The 20,127-nt window shown below is 52.9% G+C and carries 18 protein-coding genes and 1 tRNA gene; 9 read left to right on the top strand and 10 right to left on the bottom strand.

Features of this window, described 5'->3' with window-relative positions; translation table 11 throughout:
* Positions 1-2: 2 nt before the first annotated feature.
* Both LG200_RS13730 and LG200_RS13725 read right to left on the bottom strand, forming a co-directional pair.
* Positions 3-416 carry a GNAT family N-acetyltransferase gene (locus LG200_RS13730; protein ID WP_226758189.1) on the bottom strand — a complete coding sequence of 138 codons (414 nt, stop codon included), beginning with the start codon at positions 414-416 and terminating at the stop codon, positions 3-5.
* A gap of 40 nt (positions 417-456) precedes the next feature.
* Positions 457-822, bottom strand: a complete 366-nt coding sequence (locus tag LG200_RS13725) for a hypothetical protein (RefSeq protein WP_226758188.1) — start codon at positions 820-822, stop codon at positions 457-459.
* 99 nt (positions 823-921) lie between these two features.
* Between LG200_RS13725 and msrB the strand changes: the two genes are divergently transcribed.
* The 4 genes from msrB (at position 922) to LG200_RS13705 (ending at position 4,228) form a co-directional block, all read left to right on the top strand.
* The gene (msrB, locus tag LG200_RS13720) at positions 922-1,314 is read left to right on the top strand and encodes a peptide-methionine (R)-S-oxide reductase MsrB (protein WP_226758187.1); all 393 of its coding nucleotides are present in this window, start codon (positions 922-924) and stop codon (positions 1,312-1,314) included.
* Positions 1,315-1,317: 3 nt separating this feature from the next.
* Positions 1,318-1,668 (top strand): DUF4186 domain-containing protein, encoded by a 351-nt coding sequence (locus LG200_RS13715; protein ID WP_226758186.1) that lies wholly within the window; start codon positions 1,318-1,320, stop codon positions 1,666-1,668.
* 81 nt (positions 1,669-1,749) lie between these two features.
* The gene (mqo, locus tag LG200_RS13710; protein WP_226758185.1) at positions 1,750-3,231 is read left to right on the top strand and encodes a malate dehydrogenase (quinone); all 1,482 of its coding nucleotides are present in this window, start codon (positions 1,750-1,752) and stop codon (positions 3,229-3,231) included.
* A 688-nt stretch (positions 3,232-3,919) separates the two neighbouring features.
* Entirely contained in the window at positions 3,920-4,228 is a 309-nt protein-coding gene (locus tag LG200_RS13705) for a BON domain-containing protein (RefSeq protein WP_226758184.1), read from the top strand.
* Between the two features lie 71 nt (positions 4,229-4,299).
* On the opposite strand, the gene LG200_RS13700 is transcribed toward LG200_RS13705, so the two are convergent.
* Both LG200_RS13700 and LG200_RS13695 read right to left on the bottom strand, forming a co-directional pair.
* Positions 4,300-5,187, bottom strand: coding sequence for an alpha/beta hydrolase family protein (locus tag LG200_RS13700; RefSeq protein WP_226758183.1), 888 nt, complete (start codon positions 5,185-5,187; stop codon positions 4,300-4,302).
* Positions 5,188-5,267: 80 nt separating this feature from the next.
* Positions 5,268-5,343: transfer RNA gene (locus LG200_RS13695), tRNA-Glu, on the bottom strand.
* Between the two features lie 124 nt (positions 5,344-5,467).
* Between LG200_RS13695 and dinB the strand changes: the two genes are divergently transcribed.
* On the top strand, positions 5,468-6,619 hold the full coding sequence (dinB, locus tag LG200_RS13690; RefSeq protein ID WP_226758182.1) for a DNA polymerase IV: 1,152 nt from the start codon (positions 5,468-5,470) through the stop codon (positions 6,617-6,619).
* A 13-nt stretch (positions 6,620-6,632) separates the two neighbouring features.
* On the opposite strand, the gene LG200_RS13685 is transcribed toward dinB, so the two are convergent.
* Positions 6,633-7,562 carry a LysR family transcriptional regulator gene (locus LG200_RS13685; protein ID WP_226758181.1) on the bottom strand — a complete coding sequence of 310 codons (930 nt, stop codon included), beginning with the start codon at positions 7,560-7,562 and terminating at the stop codon, positions 6,633-6,635.
* Positions 7,563-7,707: 145 nt separating this feature from the next.
* Here LG200_RS13685 and LG200_RS13680 point away from each other — a divergent pair, with 145 nt between their 5' ends.
* The 4 genes from LG200_RS13680 to LG200_RS13665 all read left to right on the top strand — a co-directional run bounded on the left by LG200_RS13680 (position 7,708) and on the right by LG200_RS13665 (position 11,488).
* Positions 7,708-7,974, top strand: a complete 267-nt coding sequence (locus LG200_RS13680; protein WP_226758180.1) for a DUF2798 domain-containing protein — start codon at positions 7,708-7,710, stop codon at positions 7,972-7,974.
* A gap of 180 nt (positions 7,975-8,154) precedes the next feature.
* Entirely contained in the window at positions 8,155-8,637 is a 483-nt protein-coding gene (locus LG200_RS13675; RefSeq protein WP_226758179.1) for an SRPBCC family protein, read from the top strand.
* A gap of 175 nt (positions 8,638-8,812) precedes the next feature.
* Entirely contained in the window at positions 8,813-11,032 is a 2,220-nt protein-coding gene (locus tag LG200_RS13670; RefSeq protein ID WP_226758178.1) for a glycoside hydrolase family 2 protein, read from the top strand.
* 111 nt (positions 11,033-11,143) lie between these two features.
* Entirely contained in the window at positions 11,144-11,488 is a 345-nt protein-coding gene (locus LG200_RS13665) for a hypothetical protein (protein ID WP_226758177.1), read from the top strand.
* A gap of 124 nt (positions 11,489-11,612) precedes the next feature.
* Here LG200_RS13665 and LG200_RS13660 read toward each other — a convergent pair whose 3' ends face one another.
* The 5 genes from LG200_RS13660 to gyrB form a co-directional block, all read right to left on the bottom strand.
* Positions 11,613-14,069, bottom strand: a complete 2,457-nt coding sequence (locus LG200_RS13660; protein ID WP_226758176.1) for an EAL domain-containing protein — start codon at positions 14,067-14,069, stop codon at positions 11,613-11,615.
* Positions 14,066-14,515 carry a response regulator gene (locus LG200_RS13655; RefSeq protein WP_226758175.1) on the bottom strand — a complete coding sequence of 150 codons (450 nt, stop codon included), beginning with the start codon at positions 14,513-14,515 and terminating at the stop codon, positions 14,066-14,068. Before LG200_RS13655 ends, LG200_RS13660 begins: the two co-directional genes overlap by 4 nt.
* Positions 14,512-17,280: a sensor histidine kinase gene (locus LG200_RS13650; RefSeq protein ID WP_226758174.1), complete on the bottom strand. Its 2,769-nt coding sequence runs from the start codon at positions 17,278-17,280 to the stop codon at positions 14,512-14,514. Before LG200_RS13650 ends, LG200_RS13655 begins: the two co-directional genes overlap by 4 nt.
* A 20-nt stretch (positions 17,281-17,300) precedes the next feature.
* The gene (locus LG200_RS14095) at positions 17,301-17,426 is read right to left on the bottom strand and encodes a hypothetical protein (protein WP_264193904.1); all 126 of its coding nucleotides are present in this window, start codon (positions 17,424-17,426) and stop codon (positions 17,301-17,303) included.
* 282 nt (positions 17,427-17,708) lie between these two features.
* A complete protein-coding gene (gene gyrB / locus LG200_RS13645) occupies positions 17,709-20,105 on the bottom strand; it encodes a DNA topoisomerase (ATP-hydrolyzing) subunit B (protein ID WP_226758173.1) in 2,397 nt (798 codons plus the stop codon).
* Positions 20,106-20,127 lie beyond the last annotated feature (22 nt).

Below are 20,127 nucleotides of genomic sequence, written 5' to 3'. Positions count from 1 at the left end.
CTCTAGCCCAGGGATTTCTCAAAGCAGCGGCTGACAGGATTACCGATATAAGGGCCAAATGGCGCAATCTCGCGATATGCCATGCGTAAATAAAGTGCGATGGCGGCCGGTTGCAGCTTGCCAGTTTCCACCAGCATGCGCGTATAGCCTTTTGCTATTGCATGCTCCTCAATGGCAAGCAGCAAATGGCGGGCAATACCACGTTCCCTGGCAGAGGGTATGACATAGAGGCGCTTGATCTCGGCCTCCTGCGGGGAGTAGCCCTGCATGGCAACACATCCGAGGAGCCTGCCATTGAGCTCTGCCACCAGCATGGATGGCTGCCACAATTCAGTGGCTGCCGGCATGTCCGGATAAATCTGCAACAGCTCATGGTCCAGCCGGGCTATCAACTGTTGTACCAGAGGGTCATGCATTTCCCTTGGGGTAATATTGAGCCTGGCCCTGTTAAGGAATTTACTCCTCATCTTGGTCTGGGGAATGGTACTCAATGTCCTCGTAGACTGATTCAGCTATCGGCAACAGTTCAGCATGCAAAGCCTGCTCGGTGAGTGCACTGTATTGATTTTTTGCTGTCAGAACCTGATCTGGCTCAAGTGCCTGCAGCAGGGTTTCATAATCATCGCCTGACACGGAAAAATGGTCATCTACCTGCACAGGCCTGCTATAACTGATGGAATAGAGCTTCTGATACAACTCTATATCGAATCTGATATTAAAATGTAACGCTGCGCCGCTGTCTTCGCGAGATTCGCCGTAATCCATATCCACGATGACAGCGTTAATGCCCTGAATGCTGATCGCTTTACCATGTTGCGTCACTGGATGTTCCTTGATGGCTGAAGAACGCCATTTTACTAGGTTTGCATGCGGCTGGCATTCTATAAAAATAGTGATTTTAAAAAGGAAAAGGAGAAGGAAATGGCCAAGTTTTTCAAGACGGATGAAGAGTGGCAACAACAGCTCACTCCTTTGCAATATGAAGTAACCAGGCACGCCGCGACCGAACGCGCCGGGACGGGCGAATACGCCTATCACTTTGAGCATGGCATCTATCACTGTGTATGCTGCGATACCCCACTCTTTGAATCCGACACCAAGTTTGATGCCGGATGCGGCTGGCCTAGCTATTTCAGGGCCCTCGACCCGGATAATGTACGTGAAGAGGTGGATACCTCTCATGGCATGATACGTACAGAAGTGATCTGCAATGTTTGTGACGCCCATCTGGGCCATGTATTCCCGGATGGTCCCGCACCTACTGGCCTGAGGTACTGTATCAATTCAGCCTCACTCAGTTTTGAGCCCCTTTAAGATATGCGCGAGCTGGATGAACTGTTCTCGGCGCTGGCCAGGTCAAAATTCCGCAGTTCGTTCAAACTTGCCAGCAAAGATAGGGACTACCTGCACGCCAAAGGCCTGCCCGTGGTCTCGGACCATGCACGCGACTTTATTGCCAAAAGACTGGCGCCTGCAGAAATTCCAAACGATGGCAAGCAGACTCCCTTTCGCGGTCATCCAGTATTTGTGGCCCAGCATGCCACGGCCTGCTGTTGCCGCGGGTGCCTGGAAAAATGGCACCAGATTTCCCAGGGACGTGCACTCAATGCCATCGAACAGGAATATATCGTGAACGTCATCACACACTGGCTGGAACGCACTTATTAATCCTGATACTGCCTGGATTTTACAGAATCCCGCGGTATGCATATCATGGCGTCCCAAGCGGAAGATTAATTAGACCAGACCATGACCCAAGCTCTTCAGACCGATATATTGCTAATAGGTGGCGGCATCATGAGCGCCACGCTGGGCACCATGCTACAGAAGCTGGATCCATCACTCAAGATCGTCATGGTCGAACAGCTGGACAAGGTAGCCAGTGAAAGCAGCGATGGCTGGAACAATGCCGGGACTGGCCATGCCGGCTATTGTGAGCTCAACTACACCCCTGAATCAGGTAGCAGCATCCAGATCAACCGGGCCCTGAACATCAATGCGGCGTTTGAGGAGTCCTTGCAGTTCTGGTCCTGGCTGGTAGAACAAAAAGCCCTGCCTTCACCAGAAAATTTCATTAATGCCACTCCTCACGCCAGCTTTGTCTGGGGCGAAAAGGATGTCGCCTTCCTTCGCAAGCGCCACCAGGCCCTGAGTGCCCACCACCTGTTTGCCGACATGGAATACAGCGAAGACAAGGCAACCTTGGCTGAATGGATGCCCCTGGTCATGCAACATAGAGACAATCAATCCCCCGTTGCGGCGACTCGGGTAAGATATGGCACAGACGTCGATTTTGGCGCGCTCACGCGGTTATTGATAGATAACCTGCAACAAGGTACCAACTTCACATTGCACACGCGTCAGGCGGCCTGTGGCCTCAAACAGCAGAAAAACAAACGCTGGCAGGTGGAAGTCCGCGATAAAACTAGCGGACGCAGGAAAATCATTGATGCCGGATTTGTGTTCCTGGGTGCAGGTGGAGGGGCATTATCCCTGTTACAAAAAGCCGGTATCGCCGAGAGCAGAGGATATGGCGGCTTCCCGGTAAGTGGTCAATGGCTGGTATGCAACAACCGGAAAGTGGTAGAACAGCATTATGCGAAAGTGTATGGCAAAGCTCCTATCGGTGCCCCGCCAATGTCCGTCCCCCATCTGGATACCCGCATTATTGATGGCAAACCAGCCCTGCTTTTCGGGCCTTATGCGGGCTTTACCACCAAATTCCTCAAACAAGGCTCATTTCTTGACCTGTTGCGCTCGGTCAAACGCAGCAACTTGAGATCCATGCTGGGAGCAGGCGGCAACAACCTTGATCTCACTCGCTACCTGATAGGCGAAGTATTCCAGACTCATAAGCAACGTATGGCAGCGTTGCGTAAATTCTTCCCGGATGCCAAGGAAAGTGAATGGTCGCTATCCTATGCAGGCCAACGGGTTCAAATCATCAAGCAATGCGATGAAAAAGGCGGAAAACTGGAATTTGGTACAGAGATCGTTGCAGCCGAGGATGGCAGTCTGGCTGCGCTCCTGGGTGCGTCGCCTGGGGCTTCCACCTCGGTGCCAGCCATGATCCAGGTATTGGAGCGCTGCTTTAGTGCCCAATTGAAGACCAAGGACTGGCAAGAGAACATGCAAGAAATGGTGAGTTCCTATGGCCTGTCCCTAGTGGAAGATGCCGCCCTGTTACGCCGAGTCAGAACAAGAACCCTGCGTACCTTGAAGCTTGTCTGAACCCCATTGAACAGGCACTTATGAGGGAAGCATTTGCAACGATCCTATTCGGTCCAGATCTGCCTGGGATTTCCGCTTGTCCTACAAGCAAATCGGATTTTTCCAGATAAACATTCCTTCTCCAATCGCTTACATTAGCCCCACTGTCTTTTCTACAAAAGGAATAACATCATGAATGCGCTGATGAATCTTATGCTGGTCACCGTCATGTTTGGCCCGATTGCCTTGGGCTTCTTCTTCGGTTAGCAATAAGCAAGACCTGTGGCCAGATCGCAAGTATGGGTTGTAGTGGTGGCTTATAGCCATCTGGCTACAGGTTTTATTGATTTTCTATGTCCCGCGGTTTTCCCTATAGAAAAAAGTAATTGATTACACAATTTTCTACTCACATCGTCAGCATCCCAGCTTGTTCTAAGTAACTGCTCCAAGCACTCTTATCGCCCAACCCTGCCCTTACACGACATAAAGAACCGTGGGCCACATTCCTCTCTTTCCCGTTATTTGTGCGAGCCTCCGCTCGAATAATTTTCTACTCCGCGAGATATTTGAGCTAGCTCGGCAATGTATGGGCAGTGGTAAGCTGATTCCTACAGCTGATTCAGCGACATACCGATTAAGGTTTCACCATAGGCTGCTTAGAATGGACTCGTCTTTTAGATCAATACTAAATACAACGAAGGAGTCATACATGAAAGCCAATTTTAAAAGCCTAGTTCTGATCAGCGCCTTGTTAATGCCTGTTGCCACTTTTGCTGCAGATGGCGACCCTATCGAAACCAAGCTGAGCGATTCCGTGGTGACCACCAAGGTGAAAGCCGCCTTTGCAAAGGACAAGCTGGTTAGTGCCACTGATATCAAGGTTGAAACTGACAGCGCTGGCCTGGTCCAGCTCTCAGGCACAGCCAAGAGCAAGAAAGAGGCTGAACATGCCGTTAAGCTGGCAAAGGGCATCAAGGGCGTGACTGCTGTCAAAGATGACATCGTAGTGGCCGAATAATTGATCAATTTTTCGCCAAGATAAAAAATGGGGCATTTATGCCCCATTTTTTATGCCCTGTTTTGCCCCAGCTAGCTGGTTTTCAAATTGACGTTCAAGTAAACCAGTACTTCCATTTTCAGCTGGTCATGAAATTTTTCGCGGTCAAATCCATCAGGATCTGCGGTTGGTAATGATCCGCCATTTTTGATCTTGGCTGGAAAGGGGCTCAGGAAAGAAAAATGCCCAGCATTTTTCACCTCACGGAATGTCACTTTGTTTGCATCAGCTACACCATTGAGCACGATATCGGCATGCCAGCGCGGCGTATAAGGGTCATGCTCAGCAGTGAGCATGAGTATGGGAACGCCCACCCGCTTCAGCGACCCCTCCGGCATGTACCAGGCTGTAGCAGGCGCCAGCAATACCAGGACGCGCACCCTCGCATCATGCTCTACTTCCACACGTTGCGCCGTATGCAATTGCTCGTGCTGCAATTGTTCTGGCGGATACCAGGGCTGCCCGCCAGCAATGGCCAGCGCCGTGTACCCTCCCATTGAATGTCCAATCACCGCCATATTCTCATGTTGAACATGACGATTGAAGCCGGGCTCGGCCAAGATAGCGTCTATCGTCAATTTGACATGCCGCGGCCGATATTGCAGGTTTTCAATCAGTCCCTTGAATTGATTGTCCAGCCGGTTATTGCCAGCATGCTCAAGCATAGCCACCACATAACCATTCCTGGCCAGGTGCATGGTGATGCTGCGATATAACAGATGCGACCCGCCACTGCCGTGAGACACGATTACCAAGGGATAAGAACCTTGGGCCACAGGTGAATCTGGGCTCACATCCATGAGATATGGCCCGAAAGCGGTTGAAACAGGAGATTGCTGCGTGGGGTACATCACAAGAACGGGGAACGAAATTCCTGCCTGCTGATCAATGATCTGTAAATACCGGGTACCAACGAACATCACTATCCTCTTTTATCAAGGACTTAACATTCAAAAGACAAAATAAAAGCAGAGCACCTAAGTGTCTGCTTTTATAAAATTGGCGTCCCCACGGGGATTCGAACCCCGGTTACCGCCGTGAAAGGGCGATGTCCTAGGCCTCTAGACGATGGGGACAAAGAAACTTAACGTTTCTAGAGGGTGCGAATTCTAACTAAAAACATTGAATTGCGCCAGCAAATTTTTAAATTTCTACAGGAAATTGATAGGATAGCTACCCGACATCCTTGAATCATGCGCCTTGAATCCATTTTCTTCCCGCCGTATCGCCCATCTGGACATGGACATGTTCTTTGCCGGCGTAGAGTTATTACGTTATCCAGAACTACGTGGACAACCCGTAGTGGTCGGCGGCCGTTCAGCCCATCAACCGCAAAAATTGCCGGATGGCAGCCATCGATTTTTTAAACTGAGAGATTATAGCGGTCGTGGCGTGGTCACCACATCCACCTATGAGGCAAGGGTATTAGGCGTATTTTCTGCCATGGGCCTGATGAAATCAGCCCAGCTTGCGCCGGATGCCATCCTGCTGCCTACCGATTTTGAGTCTTATCGTCATTTTTCCCGCCTGTTCAAGCAAGCAGTGGCTGATATTGCCCCACTGATAGAAAATCGCGGCATTGACGAGATTTATATTGATCTCACTGACCATGCCGAAGACACTCGCACCCTGGCCCAGCGTATCAAGCATGCGGTTAGTGCCGCCACTGGCCTTTCATGCTCTATCGGCATAGCCCCCAACAAATTGTTGGCAAAAATCGCCTCGGATCTTGATAAGCCCAATGGGCTGACCATTATTGATAGCGAGAGTTTTGTTGAGCGCATCTGGCCACTCAAGGCCAGCAAGATCAATGGCATAGGTCCCAAGGCTGCCAAAAAGCTGGTATCCCTCAACATCAACACCATCGCAGACCTTGCGCAAGCAGATGCATCAATGCTGCAGGCAAACTTTGGCTTGAGTTATGCCAACTGGCTGGTGGAAGTAGCCAATGGCCGTGACGACCGCCCAGTGGTGACATTTTCCATTCCTAAGTCAATGAGCCGGGAAACCACATTTGAACGCGACATGCATGCGCGCAACGACAGGGCCAGGCTGACAGAAGCTTTTTCCTCACTATGCGCACGGGTAGCGGAAGATTTACAGCAAAAAGGCTATATAGGGCGCACGGTGAGCATCAAGATCAAATACCACGACTTCCGTATCGCAACGCGTGACCTGTCATTGCCGGATTATACCAACGACAGCACAGCCATACGTCGCGCGGCTGGCGAATGCCTGAAACGAGTGTCGCTGAATGAGAAATTCCGTCTGCTTGGAGTAAAAGTCAGCAACCTGGTCCGCGAAGAGGATGCAGCGGCAGGTCAGCCCTTGCAAGCCACCTTGTTTAACTGATCAATACGCCATGTCAGACGCGCCACGCCGACGGCACATTGGCCACCAGATAATCCAGAAACAACCTCACCTTGCCACCAGCTGAAGGCCGGTCACGGTAACAGGCATAGAAGTCCAGCGGCTCAATATCCGCTGTTGCACTGTGGTTGATATTGCCATTTGACAAGAACAAGGGCTGGAGCTTGCCCTGTTCAATCAGCTCATCAGAAAGGAAGGCTCCAATCCGCGCGATCCCGGCGCCCTCCACTGCCAGCTTGGCAAGCGAGTCTATGTCATTACTAATAATGACTGGATTGAGCTCGGCCTCAAACCTCACACCTGCCCGCACAAACACCCAACCCAGCAACCTGCCGTCATAAGGCAAACGAAACACCAAGCATTGGTGTTCACGCAACTGGTCAGGATCTTGCGGCATGCCATATTTCTGCAAGTAGGCCGGTGATGCACAAAATCTCAACGGAACCTGGGCAATCTTGCGTGCCACCAGCCCCGGTTCCAGCTGTTGGGGAAAGCGGATACTGATATCGATATCCTCCCTGACGTGGTCCACGTTATGATCAGTAAGGATCAGCTCTACCGCCACCCTGGGATAATGTCGGGCAAAAGCAGGCACCAGAGGGGAAAGGACATGGCGCCCAAATGCACCCGATGACGCAATACGCAATTTTCCCTGCGGTTGACCATGCAACTCACCAACCTCGGCTTTGGCCTGCTCCAGATCCCTGGTCACCTGCTTGACTCGCTGGTAATAAACCTGCCCGCTCTCCGTCAAGGCTATGCTGCGTGTTGTACGGGTCAGTAAGCGTGTATCCAGCTGTTGTTCCAGCCTGGCGATATTCTGGCTTGCCGCCGCGGCAGAAATCCCCAGCCTGCGGGCTCCCGCGGCGATGCTGCCCTCCTCCACCGCCCTGACAAAACTCTCCACACCTTTGAGGGTACCCATCGCTCGTTCCGGCAGTTCAAAAAATTAATGAATCAGCAAATTCAATCGTAAGTTTATCTTGAATATGTACTTAGTGGTAGCCAGCTACACTGGCGCATGCAAGACACTTAAAGTGATGGCTCATTCATCATTTTTGAAGCCAATCATGAACAATCGCCAATGTCCCGATTTCCACTATTCCAATTTACGCATCCCATCCCGCTATGCTCCCGTGGTATTTGCCTTTTTCATGTCGACCATCATGGCCATGCTGATGTGCATTGTGATTGTCGGCGCCAACAGCGGAATCAGTACAGGATATGTGAGCCGGGTATTATTGGCCTACAAGCTGGCGATGCCTGTTGCATTTATCTGTGTGATGGCTGTCCGGCCTGTTGTCATGAAATTGGTGGCTATCTCTGTCAGGCCCTGAGCAGGTTTGCATTCACTTTGTCCGACAGCCATATAGGATGCCTGCTGATGTAGGGCGATCTACTCAAATGATAGGATTTCCAACAGGTAGCGCTGTTGTTGCATGTCTGAAAAATCACTTTCAGATATCTCTCCAGCGGAACTGTTATGACAAATCAGTATCCATTCAAAGGAGGACTAAATGTCAGTCATAGAGAAATCGATAGAAGTGAATGTGCCGACCAATATTGCCTATAATCAATGGACCCAGTTTGAGGACTTCCCTCAATTCATGGAAGGAGTCACTGAGGTGACTCAGTTGGATGATACGCATCTCCACTGGTGTGCCAATGTAGCTGGCAAACGCAAGGAATGGGATGCGGAAATCACCGAGCAAATCCCGGACAAGCGCATTGCCTGGCACAGCCTCTCTGGTGCGAGGAATGCAGGAGTCGTGACATTCCACTACATTGATGACGCGAAAACCCGCATCATGTTGCAGATGGATTATGCTACCGAGGGCGTAGTGGAAACCACCGGCGATGCATTGGGCATACTCACTCATCGGGTAGAAGGCGACCTCAAGCGCTTCAAGGGCTTTCTTGAGTCTCGTGGCAGGGAAACCGGTGCATGGCGAGGCAAGGTCGAGCAGGGTTCGCAAAATTCTCGCAATTCCAACCATTAACTGAACGGAGCATCCTCATGAAACTACTGCTTAAAACCCTGATCGCAGGCTATATCGCCAAGCGCATTACGCACTATCTGCTGAATAGCAACAAAAAACCTGCTCAGCAGAATTAGGAAACAGGCCGGGTAATTACCCGGCCTATTTTTGTCTACACTCATGACAGGTTGTTACATTGTTCCGTCCCTTGCCTATTCTCAAGCTCATATTCATGCTCGGCCTGCTTTGCAGCGCCATTAATGTCTATGCCCAATCCCGCGCTGGATCCAACCTTGTGCTAGGCGGTTCCTGGCAGTTCCTGCCCACGGAACGTGTGCCGGTCACCCCCCAACTTCAGCCTCCTGCCAAAGGCTGGCAAAGTATCAAGGTTCCGGGCAACTGGTATCGCCAGGGGAAAGATATCAGTGGGCAAGCCTGGTACCAGAAAGAGTTCATGCTTGATCGCAGGCAATCGGGACGCCATGCACAGCTGGTATTCAATGGCGTGGATTACAAAGCGGATGTCTGGCTGAACGGACACTACCTGGGCCAACATATTGGCTATTTTCAGGTATTTGAGTTTGATGTGTCTAAACACCTGGTTGAAGGCAAGAACACCCTCACGGTATTAGTGGATAGCCCTTTGGAAGCCCCCCAGGACTGGTCGTTACATAAGCGCCTGATCAAGGGCATCTTCAGCCACCACGATACCCGGCCAGGTGGCGCATGGTCAGAACGAGGGCAAGAACAGAACACTGGAGGCATATGGGCGCCAGTCGCCATTGAATTTTCAGATGACGCCGCCCTGAGAGAGTTCACAGTCACTCCACGCAAAAGCAAGGGCAGCAAGCTTGCTGAACAATGGAATATCCAGGCTATTGGCACTGTCAGCAGCGATGTTCCACATGAAACATCCGTGACTGTAGAAGCAGAAATCACTCCGGAAAACTTCAAGGGCAAGGCCTACAAGTTCAAACAAACCCAGAAGCTACAACCAGGCCAGAACAGCCTGGCAATTAGCCTACCTGTAGACAAACCAGAGCTGTGGTGGCCCGCAGAATACGGTAAGCCCAACCTATACCGCCTGCAACTCACCCTGAAGGATGAGGCTAAAACCAGCCGTGTCCTGGACCAACAGGACAAGGTGTTTGGTATTCGTGAAGTGCACGTGGATGATCGCCTGCAATGGTTTATCAATGGGCACCGCATATTCTTGCGCGGCACCAATTATATTGCCAGCCAATGGTTGGCGGAAATGTCGCCGGAACGGTTCAAGCAAGACCTGACCATGATGCGGAAGGCCAATATCAACGCCATCCGTGTGCATGCCCATGTCAGCGCCCCTGCGTTTTACGATCTATGTGACCGGATGGGCATCCTGCTGACGCAGGACTTCCCCTTGCTCTGGGGATATAGCGATGATGCGTCATTCAGCATAGAGGCCAGGTCACAAGCCAAGGACATGGTACAAGGCCTCAACCACCATCCTTCCATCATTTCCTGGACCATGCACAACGAACCGCCATGGGATTCTCCCTGGATGGCGCAGAAATACCCCGCCTACACCCCTGATATCAATCGGAAACTGGATGAACTGCTCTATGCCGATGTGAAACAGCTGGACGACTTGCGCGTAGTGCGCAAGGAATCCGGGATCAAGGAACATGAATGGATGGGCTGGTATTTTGACTCATGGCACTCGTTTGCACGCCCTGCCCCCAATCCTTGGAGCACCGAGTTTGGTGCCCAGGCATTGCCCGGCCTGAACAGCCTCAAGCGCATGTTCAGTCCCGATGAACTATGGCCGGATACCGAGGAAAAATGGAAGAAATGGGAATTCCACAACTTCCAGCGCAAGGAAACCTTTGAGTTGGCGCATGTACCACAGGGTAAAAACATAGAAGAATTCATCCACAACACCCAGCATTACCAGGCCAGGCTGATCCAGTTTGCCGTGGAAAACTATAGGCGCCAACGCTATGCACCAATTTCTGCCGTGTTCCAGTTCATGTTCGTAGAAAACTGGCCGTCCATCAACTGGGGTGTCGTCGACTACTGGCGCCAGCCCAAGGCAGGTTATGAAGCACTGCGTATTGCCTACCAGCCCATCCTCCCCAGCCTGGAATGGAAGCAGGACGAATACAAGGCCGGCGATACTCCAAATATAGGCCTCTGGGCCATCAACGATACCTGGCAAGGCCATGAGCACGCCACATATACCGTCACTCTCCACAAGGACGGCAAACAGATAGACCAGCTCAAACTGCCGCTGGAAATGCTGCCCGACTCGGGTCATAAGCTGCGCGATTATCCTTTGGCACCCCTGCAGCCCGGCCAATATGAACTCAAGGCGCAAATTGCGGATCACAATGGCAAGCTGATGGGAAGCAATAGCTACCGGTTTGAGGCTAAATAAACAATTCCTTGTTCTAGTGAGCAATACAAAAGTGCGGGGATCAATCGGGGAGAACTAAGCCGGCTTAATCCCACTCATTACCGTATAAGGTTCCGCAGGAGCAGCAAGCGTATGACAACGAACTGGAATGTTTACAAGATTTCCCCGATCGACCACGGCTGGCCCTATCTCAAAACCGTGAGCGAAACAGCCCGCATGATAGGCGGCAACTGGGCAGAGGCAGAAATCAATAGCCTGGTAGCGGACCAGCCAAGCGTAGAAGAATTCCTGGAGTCATACCATGTTGCCCTTGAAGCCGCCGTTGCCGCTGGCTACGATGGCATCAAACGCAACGATCCGGTGGTGTTCTGGCTGCCCGATACACTTATGTTCAGCTATGGTTTTGTGTTCAAGTCGGACCATGGCGGCGTGACCTACGTAGTGACGCCCAATTCCTTGCCCTGGCTGAATGCGTAGGTACAAAAGGAATAAACCCTTGAGTTTTTCCAGCACAGCTATCCGGGAACATGGCTGTGCAAAGCCGGTCAATTCCAGCATCCTGGTGGTTGGCACAACTGCAACAAGACAGTGAATCCAGCATTCAAGCCAGTTGCTTGCCGCTGTACAACATCGTCTCGAATTCCTCTGCAGCTGCGGGTCGGCTGAAGTAATATCCCTGGATCTCGTCGCAGTGGTTCAATCGCAAAAAATGGCAATCCTGCTCGGTTTCAACACCTTCGGCAATTACCTTGAACCCGAGATTGTGGGCAAGGGAGATGATCGCCAGCACAATCGTCGCATCTTCCATCTCGGCCAGCATGTTATGCACGAAGGACCTGTCTATCTTCAAGGTATCCACGCGGAAACGTTTCAGGTAGCTAAGGCTTGAATATCCAGTCCCGAAATCATCGATGGACAGCTTCACGCCGATATCCTTGAGCTGGTGGATGGTGTCAGTCACTTTCTCAATATCCTGGGCAATCAGGCTCTCGGTCAGCTCAAGTTCCAGCCACTCTGGCGGTAAGCCTGCCTCCTGCAGCGTGCGCCGTACCCAGGCCACCACATCCTGCTGCAGGAATTGGCGTACGGAGAGGTTCACCGCAACGCAGACTGGCGGCAAGCCGGCATCCATCCAGCGCCTTGCCTGCGCACACGCGTTGCGCAACACCCAGTCGCCGATCGGCACGATCAGGCCTGAGTCTTCTGCGATCGGGATAAAATCGCAAGGAGATACAATACCCAGTTCAGGATGGTGCCAGCGCAACAGCGCTTCGCAACCGATGATGCGGCCATTCTCCAGGTTCACCTTGGGCTGGTATACGAGATGCAATTGCCCTGCCGCAGCCGCACCCCGCAGCTTGGTTTCGAGGTCGACGCGGTGCTGCGTTTCCCGGCTCATCTCACGAGTAAAGAATTGGTAGGTGTTGCGGCCAAGTTCCTTGGCCCGGTACATGGCCATGTCGGCATTGTCGATCAAGACATCGGCAGTTTCTCCGTCATGGGGAAACATGCTTATGCCAATGCTGCCGGAGAGGTAAATTTCTCGGCCCTCTACCATAATCGGGCAATCCAGGCTCTCGACTATCTTGCGGGCCACAATATCGGCATCAGCTGGCTGGTCCAAATCGGCCAGCAGGATCAGGAACTCGTCGCCGCCAAGACGGGCTACGGTATCCTCTTCGCGCACCAGCTTGACCAGGCGCTCACCGGAAATCTTCAATACCGCATCGCCGAACAAGTGGCCGTAGCCATCATTGACGACCTTGAAACGATCCAGGTCGAGGTAAAGCAATGCAAGCAAGCAGCCGGTACGGCGCGTATGCGCGATGGTCTGCACAATGCGGTCCTGGATCAGGTTGCGGTTCGGCAAACCGGTCAAATCATCGTACATGGCAAGATAGCGGATGCGCTGCTCCGCTTGTTTGCGATCGGTAATATCGTGACATAGCTCCAGCAGGCCCGGCAATTCATCATTCGGGCTATAGAAGGGTGCCTTGATGATATCGAAGGTCCGGTTATTGCCTTTGGCGTCGGGAATATCCTCCTCGGAATAATGCAACTGACCCGAAGCGAGTACCTTCTGGTCCTGGATGCGGTAATACTTTGCCAATTCCTCGGGCATGATATCGAATTCTGTCTTGCCGATGAGCCGGCTTTCTGTAATACCGAGATATTGCTCGGCAGCCCGGTTGCAACCGAGAAAGTTAAAATTCCTGTCCTTGAAAAAAATCAGGTCGGGAATACTGTCGATAAGCGCACGCAGCAGGGCACGCTCGCGGTGGATGTTTTCTTCACCAAGGCGTAGCGCCTCTTCCATTTGCTTGCGCTCGGTAATGTCGTGTCCAATGCCGACAACCACGCCATCATCCTTGGAAAACGCAGCCGACCAAAGCAGGTAAACAACCTCGCCCGACTTGCAGATGCAGCGTTTCTCAAAATCCCGAGAGGGATGGCCAAGCAGCACCTTGCTGAATTCTTCCCTGAGACGGACCAAGTCGTCCGGATGCACCAGTTGCTCGAAATGCAACCCTGCCAGCTCGGCCGGTTTGTAGCCCAGCATGCTCTTCGATGCAGCACTGACCTCCAAAAAATGCCCTTTCTGGTCGAATATGCAAATCAGGTCCGGCGAACTATCGAGGATGATTGTCTTCATGCGTTCGAGTCTGTGTCGCTGGCGGTGGCTCTCGGCCGCATTGAGAGCATGTTGTACCGCCGGAACGAGACGGATCAGGTTCTGCTTAAGCAGGTAATCGTCGGCACCGTGCTTGATGGTCTCGACAGCAACATCCTCCCCCACTGTCCCTGAGACAACAATCGCGGGGATGTCACAGCCGGTTTCCCTGAGCACCCTGAGCGTCCCCTCGGCATTGAAGGATGGCAGGCAATAGTCGGCCAGGACGATGTCCCAGGTCCCGTCCCCCAACGCCTGGCGCAGGCTTGCCTCGGTCTCGACGCGCAGGTAGTGCACCTCAAAACCGCCCCGTTCCAAGGTTTCCAGGATGAGGATGGCATCATCCTCGGAATCCTCGACCATGAGGACACGGAGGGTGGCGGTCATGGCGCGCGGCCTCCCGAAGGCATTTCGTTGAGAAGGAGCCAGTACAAACCGAGCTGGCGCACTGCTTCGAGAAACTCGGCGAAATTGACCGGCTTGCGCACGTAGCTGTTACAACCCAGGCTGTAGCTGTCAATCAGGTCCTGCTCCTCACGCGAGGAAGTCAGGATCACGACCGGAAGAAACTTCGTGCGCGCATTGCCGCGAATACGACGCAGCACTTCCAGACCGTCTATCCTGGGCAGCTTGAGGTCGAGCAGGACGATTGAAGGATCGACACTTCCCCCTTGGTTGTCAGGGCCGAACAGCAGGTCGAGCGCTTCGACGCCGTCCCGCGCCACGGTGATGGTGTTGAATATGTTGTTCTGCTCGAAGGCGAGAAGCGTCAGTTCCTCGTCATCCGGGTTGTCCTCAACGAGAAGAATGGTCTTGTTGGTCTTGGTATTCATGATGAAGGCTGCTCGAAGGAAAATTGAAAAACCGCGCCCTTGCCTGGCTCGGCATGCGCCCAAATCCGCCCGCCATGCCGGTTGATGATACGCTTCACGGTAGCCAGGCCAATCCCGGTGCCGGGAAATTCCGTTTCGCGGTGCAACCGCTGGAAAGGACTGAAAAGTTTATTTGCATAGCGCATGTCGAAACCCGCGCCGTTGTCGCTGATGGAAAAGACGGGAGCGCCATCCTTTCCCTTCACTTTAGCGAAAACGATACGGGCATCGTCTGTCTTGGAAGTAAATTTCCATGCATTGCCGAGAAGGTTCTCGAGCATGATGCGCAGCAACCTGGAATCACCTTTGACACTCAGGCCCTCCTCGACGACGACCTCTACCTGGCGTTCCGGCGCGCCGTCCCGGAAACCGGCTAGGATGTCGTTGGCGATCTCGCTGAGGTTGACTGTCTGATAGTTCATTTCGTCCCGGGAGATGCGCGAAAGCTGAAGCAGGTCGTCAATCAATTCCCCCATGCGATGCGTAGCCGCCAGTACGCGGCCCAGGTAGTTCCTGGCTTTGTCGTCAAGGTTGTCAGCATGCTGCTGGACAAGGATTTCGGCAAAGCCAGCAATGCCACGCAAGGGTGCCCGCAAATCGTGGGAAACGGAATGACAGAACGAATCCAGCTCTTGATTGATAGCGAGGAGTTCTGCGGTGCGGTCGGAGACCCGCTGCTCCAGTTCGGCATTGAAGGCAAGCAACCTGGCCTGGGCTTGCTTGCGCTCGGTAATATCCTGCATGGCGCCAACCATGCGCACGCCACGCCCTGAAGCATCGCGCAGCACCTGGCCGCGGTCGAACAGATCGGCGTAGGTGCCATCCTTGCGGCGAAAGCGGTATTCGTCCGCCCAGGTATCCTTGGTTCCGTCGATAATCGCATGGATATGAGCCTCCACCCGGCCGCGATCCTCGGGGTGGATGCGGCTGGCCCATGAGGCAATCGTGGGCTCGATCTCCTCTACAGTGTAACCAAACAGGATCTGGAAGTTCTCGTTCCACCAGATATGGTTCGTGGCTAGGTTCCAGTCCCATATCACATCCCCGGTAGCACAAGCGACAGCATGGAAACGCGCCAGGCTGTCCCGCAAGGCAGCGTCTGCCCGGTTGCGTTCGGAAATATCGTTGAGAACCAGGGTATGGATGTCACGGCCGTCCTGCGTGAAGGCCACGAGCCGTAGTTCCGCGTCGAATGCCCCATGTGCTCCGGTGAATTGAAATATACCGCTACCTTTCGTAGCCAGAATCGCTTCCCAGTCGGCAGAACCGTCAGGGGCCAACACAACCTCGCTGACTGCCCGGCCGAGCGCCTTGTCCCGCGCCAGGCCGAACAATCGTTCTGCGGCCATATTCCATTCGATCACGGTCAACTGGCGGTTGAGGCTGAATATCGCTGCAGAGGTGAAGTCGAAGATAGCCCCTTTGAGTGCAAGCGAAGCCACTTGCTGCTCCTTGGCCAGCACTTGCTGGCCGACCGCCACGGCCATACGATCCAGCGCCTCGCTTAGAAGCTGGGTCTCCCGGAATTCGCCAGTGGTAGAAACGCCATTTGCACCCGATATGTCCAGCTTGTTTTGCCCGATGCGGGCAACCCGCTGCTCCAATTCGGCAAGCGGCCTGCCGAAACGACGCGTCATGAGTACCAATACCAGCACCAGCCCTGCGGCAATCGCCAGCCCCATGCCAAGCAGTTGGTATAACTGGTTCCGCAGGGAATTCTCGATAAAGGGAGCATGACGCGATGCAACGACCAACCAAGAGAGGCCTCCCTGTAGATCAATACGACGGGCTGCGACCCATTGATGCTCTCCTGCCACCGCCATCCGCTGTATAAAAACATCGCCGGAGAATCCAGTGAAGGGAACAAGCTCCATGGGAACCGGAAGCGGCTCCCGCCCGACTTCAGGCGCACCAATCAAGCGAGGCGTTGGCCCCAACTCCACGATTTGCAGTTGCGCACGGTATTGCACGGCGAGTGAATTAAGGAAACTGTTAAGCGCAGGCATGTCAAAGTCGGTGTCAAGCACACTCATCAGCCGCCCGGAACCGTCACGGAGCGCCTTCACATAGCTGAATCCCCAGAGGGGTTCACTTTCAGAGGCATGGACGATCCACTGGTATGCGGGCATCCAAGTGCCATCGGCTGGACCGTTCAATGCTGCCTGGTAGAATGGCCGCTTGCGCGGATCATAGCCGTCGCTAGGATACGTCTCGCGTAGGGCAAACCCCTGATCGGTCAGGATAAAATTCCTTGTCACAGGATCATGGCGACGCTCGCCAGGGAAAAGCCGGAGCCAGATTGTACCGGTCGCAGTCCGTTCCAGGTTTCCGTATTCGCCGGTCTCAGGCAGGACAATGCCAAGATAGCTCAGTTCCGGCCGCTGTTCGAACGCGGCCAACGAACTTTCCAACGTCGGGCGTAATTCGATCCCATTGACTTCGGATGCACGCGCAACGCGTTCGGCCGATTCCGCTGTCATCTCTGCAGCATGGATAAGAAGCTGCAAGCGTCCCACTGCCAGATTGAGTGTTTCGTTGATTTCTTGCCGGGCTTGCTTTTCAGTACTGGCAATGGCTTGCCAGACCATTGCTCCCAGCAAAATCAACCCGAGGATGACAACCAGCCCTGCGACATTGAAAATCAGGACGCGGGTAAATGAAGGTGCCAATCGCTCCCCGACGTTCTGCGCGTGGATTACGCCCTGAATGTCGCGGTTGAATGCCATCAACACCAGTCCAATTCAGCTTACAAAGCTAAGGCCAACGTGCTATCAGGCCCATCCCGGCGATCTGTCAGAGTGCCACTGGCGCTATTCATTTCCAATACGCGCAAACTTACATCCACATGCCATGGCAGCATTGTCCTGATCATGTTGCAGTCCCCCCGAATAATGAAGCTATACTAGCTCACTGACAGTACTGCAAGCAAGAAACGTTACTACTTACATATTGATCGCACAGGAAAAATGGCGCGAATGAGTGCACTGGAATAAAAGGGGACTGAAAACAGATCGTCGGAGTTACTAGGCTGGCTTGAAGAAGCAACTATTTTTTATTGCCCAAGCGCATGATGCAGAGGAAGACAACTTGAGAAAATATTGCCGGCAGATACCCACTGCCGGCAATATTTTCCTTGAATGTGCGAATTTACATCCTACACATCCAGATTGTTTACTCCTAGCGCATTGCCTTCAATGAAAGCACGGCGTGGTTCTACCTGATCGCCCATCAAGGTAGTGAAGATTTCATCCGCGGCAATGGCATCGTCGATCTGTACCCTGAGCAAGCGACGCACCGTAGGATCCATGGTAGTTTCCCACAATTGCTCGGGATTCATTTCACCCAGGCCTTTATAGCGCTGGATATTGAGACCATGCTTGGCTTCACCCATGAGCCAGTCCAGGGCTGCCTTGAAGTTATCCACAGCCTGTTCTTTTTCGCCACGTTTGATGATGGCACCCGGGCCGACAACGCCTTCCAACAATTGGGAGGCCTTGTAAATCTGGCGGTAATCTCCGCTGGCAAGGAAATCAGGGTCGATCACGCAGGATTGCAGGTTGCCATGCACGTACTTGTTGATTTCCAGGCGATAGTTGGCTGTTTCCTGGTTGAATGACACTACGACCTGGCTACCCGTATGGCCCAGCAAGGGGCGCAGCTTTTCAGCCGCAGTTTCGGCATTGGCCTCATTGCTGAGATCCAGCGCACCGAGCTCTTGCAGTGCACGCAGTATGCTCTCGTCATACAGTGGGCTCAGGCGGCGGATAACAGCTTCGGTCAATACCAGTTGCTTGGCAATTTCACCAAAGGCATCGCCAGCAAGGGTTTCGCCACCTTCCTTGGTCAGCAGTTCTGCGCCCTTGAGGGCGGATTGCAGCAGGTATTGGTCAAGTTCCTGTTCATCCTTGAGATAACGTTCATCGCGGCCTTGCTTGACCTTGTACAAAGGCGGCTGGGCGATATATATGTGCCCGCGTTCCACCAGATTGGCCATTTGGCGGTAGAAGAAGGTCAGCAGCAAGGTACGGATATGCGCGCCGTCAACGTCGGCATCCGTCATTATGATGATGCGGTGGTAACGCAGTTTTTCCGGATTAAAGTCATCCTTGCCTATGCCGGTGCCCAGGGCTGTAATCAGTGTGGCAATTTCCTGGGATGACAGCAATTTGTCAAAACGCGCTTTTTCCACGTTAAGAATCTTGCCCTTCAGGGGAAGGATGGCCTGGAACTTACGATCCCGGCCCTGCTTGGCGGAGCCCCCCGCAGAGTCACCCTCGACCAGGTAGATTTCGCATAGGGAAGGGTCTTTTTCCTGACAATCCGCCAGTTTACCAGGCAGGCCCATGGTATCCATTGCGCCCTTGCGACGTGTCATTTCACGCGCCTTGCGCGCTGCGTCACGGGCACGAGCTGCTTCAATGATCTTGTTGCAAATCATTTTGGCTTCAGTCGGGTTTTCCAGCAGGAATTCGGCCAGCTTGGCGGATACCACCTCCTGTACTACTGGCTGGACTTCTCCCGAAACAAGCTTGTCCTTGGTTTGCGATGAGAACTTTGGTTCTGGCACCTTCACTGAAAGCACGCAGGTCAAGCCTTCACGCATGTCGTCACCACTGGTATCGATCTTGGCTTTCTTGGCCAGTTCGTTCTGCTCGATGTAGTTGTTAAGCGTGCGCGTCATGGCTGTCCGTAAGCCTGTGAGGTGGGTACCGCCATCGCGCTGTGGAATATTGTTGGTAAAACACTGTACGGTTTCGCTATAGGAATCGTTCCATTGCATGGAAACCTCTATGGTCATACCGTCTTTCTCGCCCACGGCGTAGAAAGGTTTTGGGTGCAATACGGTCTTGCTGCGGTTCATGTATTCCACGAAACCGCGGACGCCACCAGAATGGGCAAAATTCTCGCTCTTGCCGTTCCGCTGGTCTATAAGCTCAATTTTGACACCATTATTCAAAAATGATAGTTCGCGGATACGCTTGGCCAGGATTTCAAAATGGAACTCAACCAAGCCAAAGGTTTCTATGGATGCAAGAAAATGGACTTCTGTACCGCGTCGTTCAGTCGTGCCTGTCATGGACAAGGGTGAAACTGCCACGCCCCGGTTGAACTCCATCTGATGTACTGTTCCGTTACGGCAAATGCGCAGACGCAGCCAGTCTGACAGCGCATTCACCACCGATACGCCAACCCCGTGTAATCCGCCAGAAACCTTGTAAGAGTTCTGGTCGAATTTTCCGCCGGCATGCAGCTCGGTCATGACGATTTCAGCTGCAGAACGCTTAGGCTCGTGCTTGTCGTCTTCCTTGACGTCAGTAGGAATACCACGGCCATTATCAGAAATGCTAATGGAATTATCCGGATGGATAATTACCTTGATGTCGTCACAGTGACCTGCAAGGGCTTCGTCAATCGCGTTATCCAGTACTTCGAACACCATGTGGTGCAAACCGCTGCCATCAGAGGTGTCGCCAATATACATGCCAGGGCGCTTACGTACTGCATCCAGGCCTTCAAGGATTTTAATACTGTCGGAATTGTAATCAGTCATAGTCCTAGGGTTTCACGTGAAA

The sequence above is a fragment of the Methylobacillus caricis genome (genome assembly GCF_020532705.1).
Taxonomy (GTDB): domain Bacteria; phylum Pseudomonadota; class Gammaproteobacteria; order Burkholderiales; family Methylophilaceae; genus Methylobacillus; species Methylobacillus caricis.
This window is presented reverse-complemented; position numbering and strand designations above follow the sequence as displayed.

Excerpts from the sequence above, each read along its gene's own strand:
- LG200_RS14095 (WP_264193904.1), bottom strand. The coding sequence starts at position 17,426 with ATGATCAGGACAATGCTGCCATGGCATGTGGATGTAAGTTTGCGCGTA.
- LG200_RS13700 (WP_226758183.1), bottom strand. The coding sequence starts at position 5,187 with ATGTTCGTTGGTACCCGGTATTTACAGATCATTGATCAGCAGGCAGGA.
- LG200_RS13730 (WP_226758189.1), bottom strand. The coding sequence starts at position 416 with ATGCATGACCCTCTGGTACAACAGTTGATAGCCCGGCTGGACCATGAG.
- gyrB (WP_226758173.1), bottom strand. The coding sequence starts at position 20,105 with ATGACTGATTACAATTCCGACAGTATTAAAATCCTTGAAGGCCTGGAT.
- msrB (WP_226758187.1), top strand. The coding sequence starts at position 922 with ATGGCCAAGTTTTTCAAGACGGATGAAGAGTGGCAACAACAGCTCACT.
- LG200_RS13675 (WP_226758179.1), top strand. The coding sequence starts at position 8,155 with ATGTCAGTCATAGAGAAATCGATAGAAGTGAATGTGCCGACCAATATT.
- LG200_RS13715 (WP_226758186.1), top strand. The coding sequence starts at position 1,318 with ATGCGCGAGCTGGATGAACTGTTCTCGGCGCTGGCCAGGTCAAAATTC.
- mqo (WP_226758185.1), top strand. The coding sequence starts at position 1,750 with ATGACCCAAGCTCTTCAGACCGATATATTGCTAATAGGTGGCGGCATC.
- LG200_RS13685 (WP_226758181.1), bottom strand. The coding sequence starts at position 7,562 with ATGGGTACCCTCAAAGGTGTGGAGAGTTTTGTCAGGGCGGTGGAGGAG.
- LG200_RS13705 (WP_226758184.1), top strand. The coding sequence starts at position 3,920 with ATGAAAGCCAATTTTAAAAGCCTAGTTCTGATCAGCGCCTTGTTAATG.
- LG200_RS13655 (WP_226758175.1), bottom strand. The coding sequence starts at position 14,515 with ATGAATACCAAGACCAACAAGACCATTCTTCTCGTTGAGGACAACCCG.
- LG200_RS13650 (WP_226758174.1), bottom strand. The coding sequence starts at position 17,280 with ATGGCATTCAACCGCGACATTCAGGGCGTAATCCACGCGCAGAACGTC.
- LG200_RS13660 (WP_226758176.1), bottom strand. The coding sequence starts at position 14,069 with ATGACCGCCACCCTCCGTGTCCTCATGGTCGAGGATTCCGAGGATGAT.
- LG200_RS13680 (WP_226758180.1), top strand. The coding sequence starts at position 7,708 with ATGAACAATCGCCAATGTCCCGATTTCCACTATTCCAATTTACGCATC.
- LG200_RS13665 (WP_226758177.1), top strand. The coding sequence starts at position 11,144 with ATGACAACGAACTGGAATGTTTACAAGATTTCCCCGATCGACCACGGC.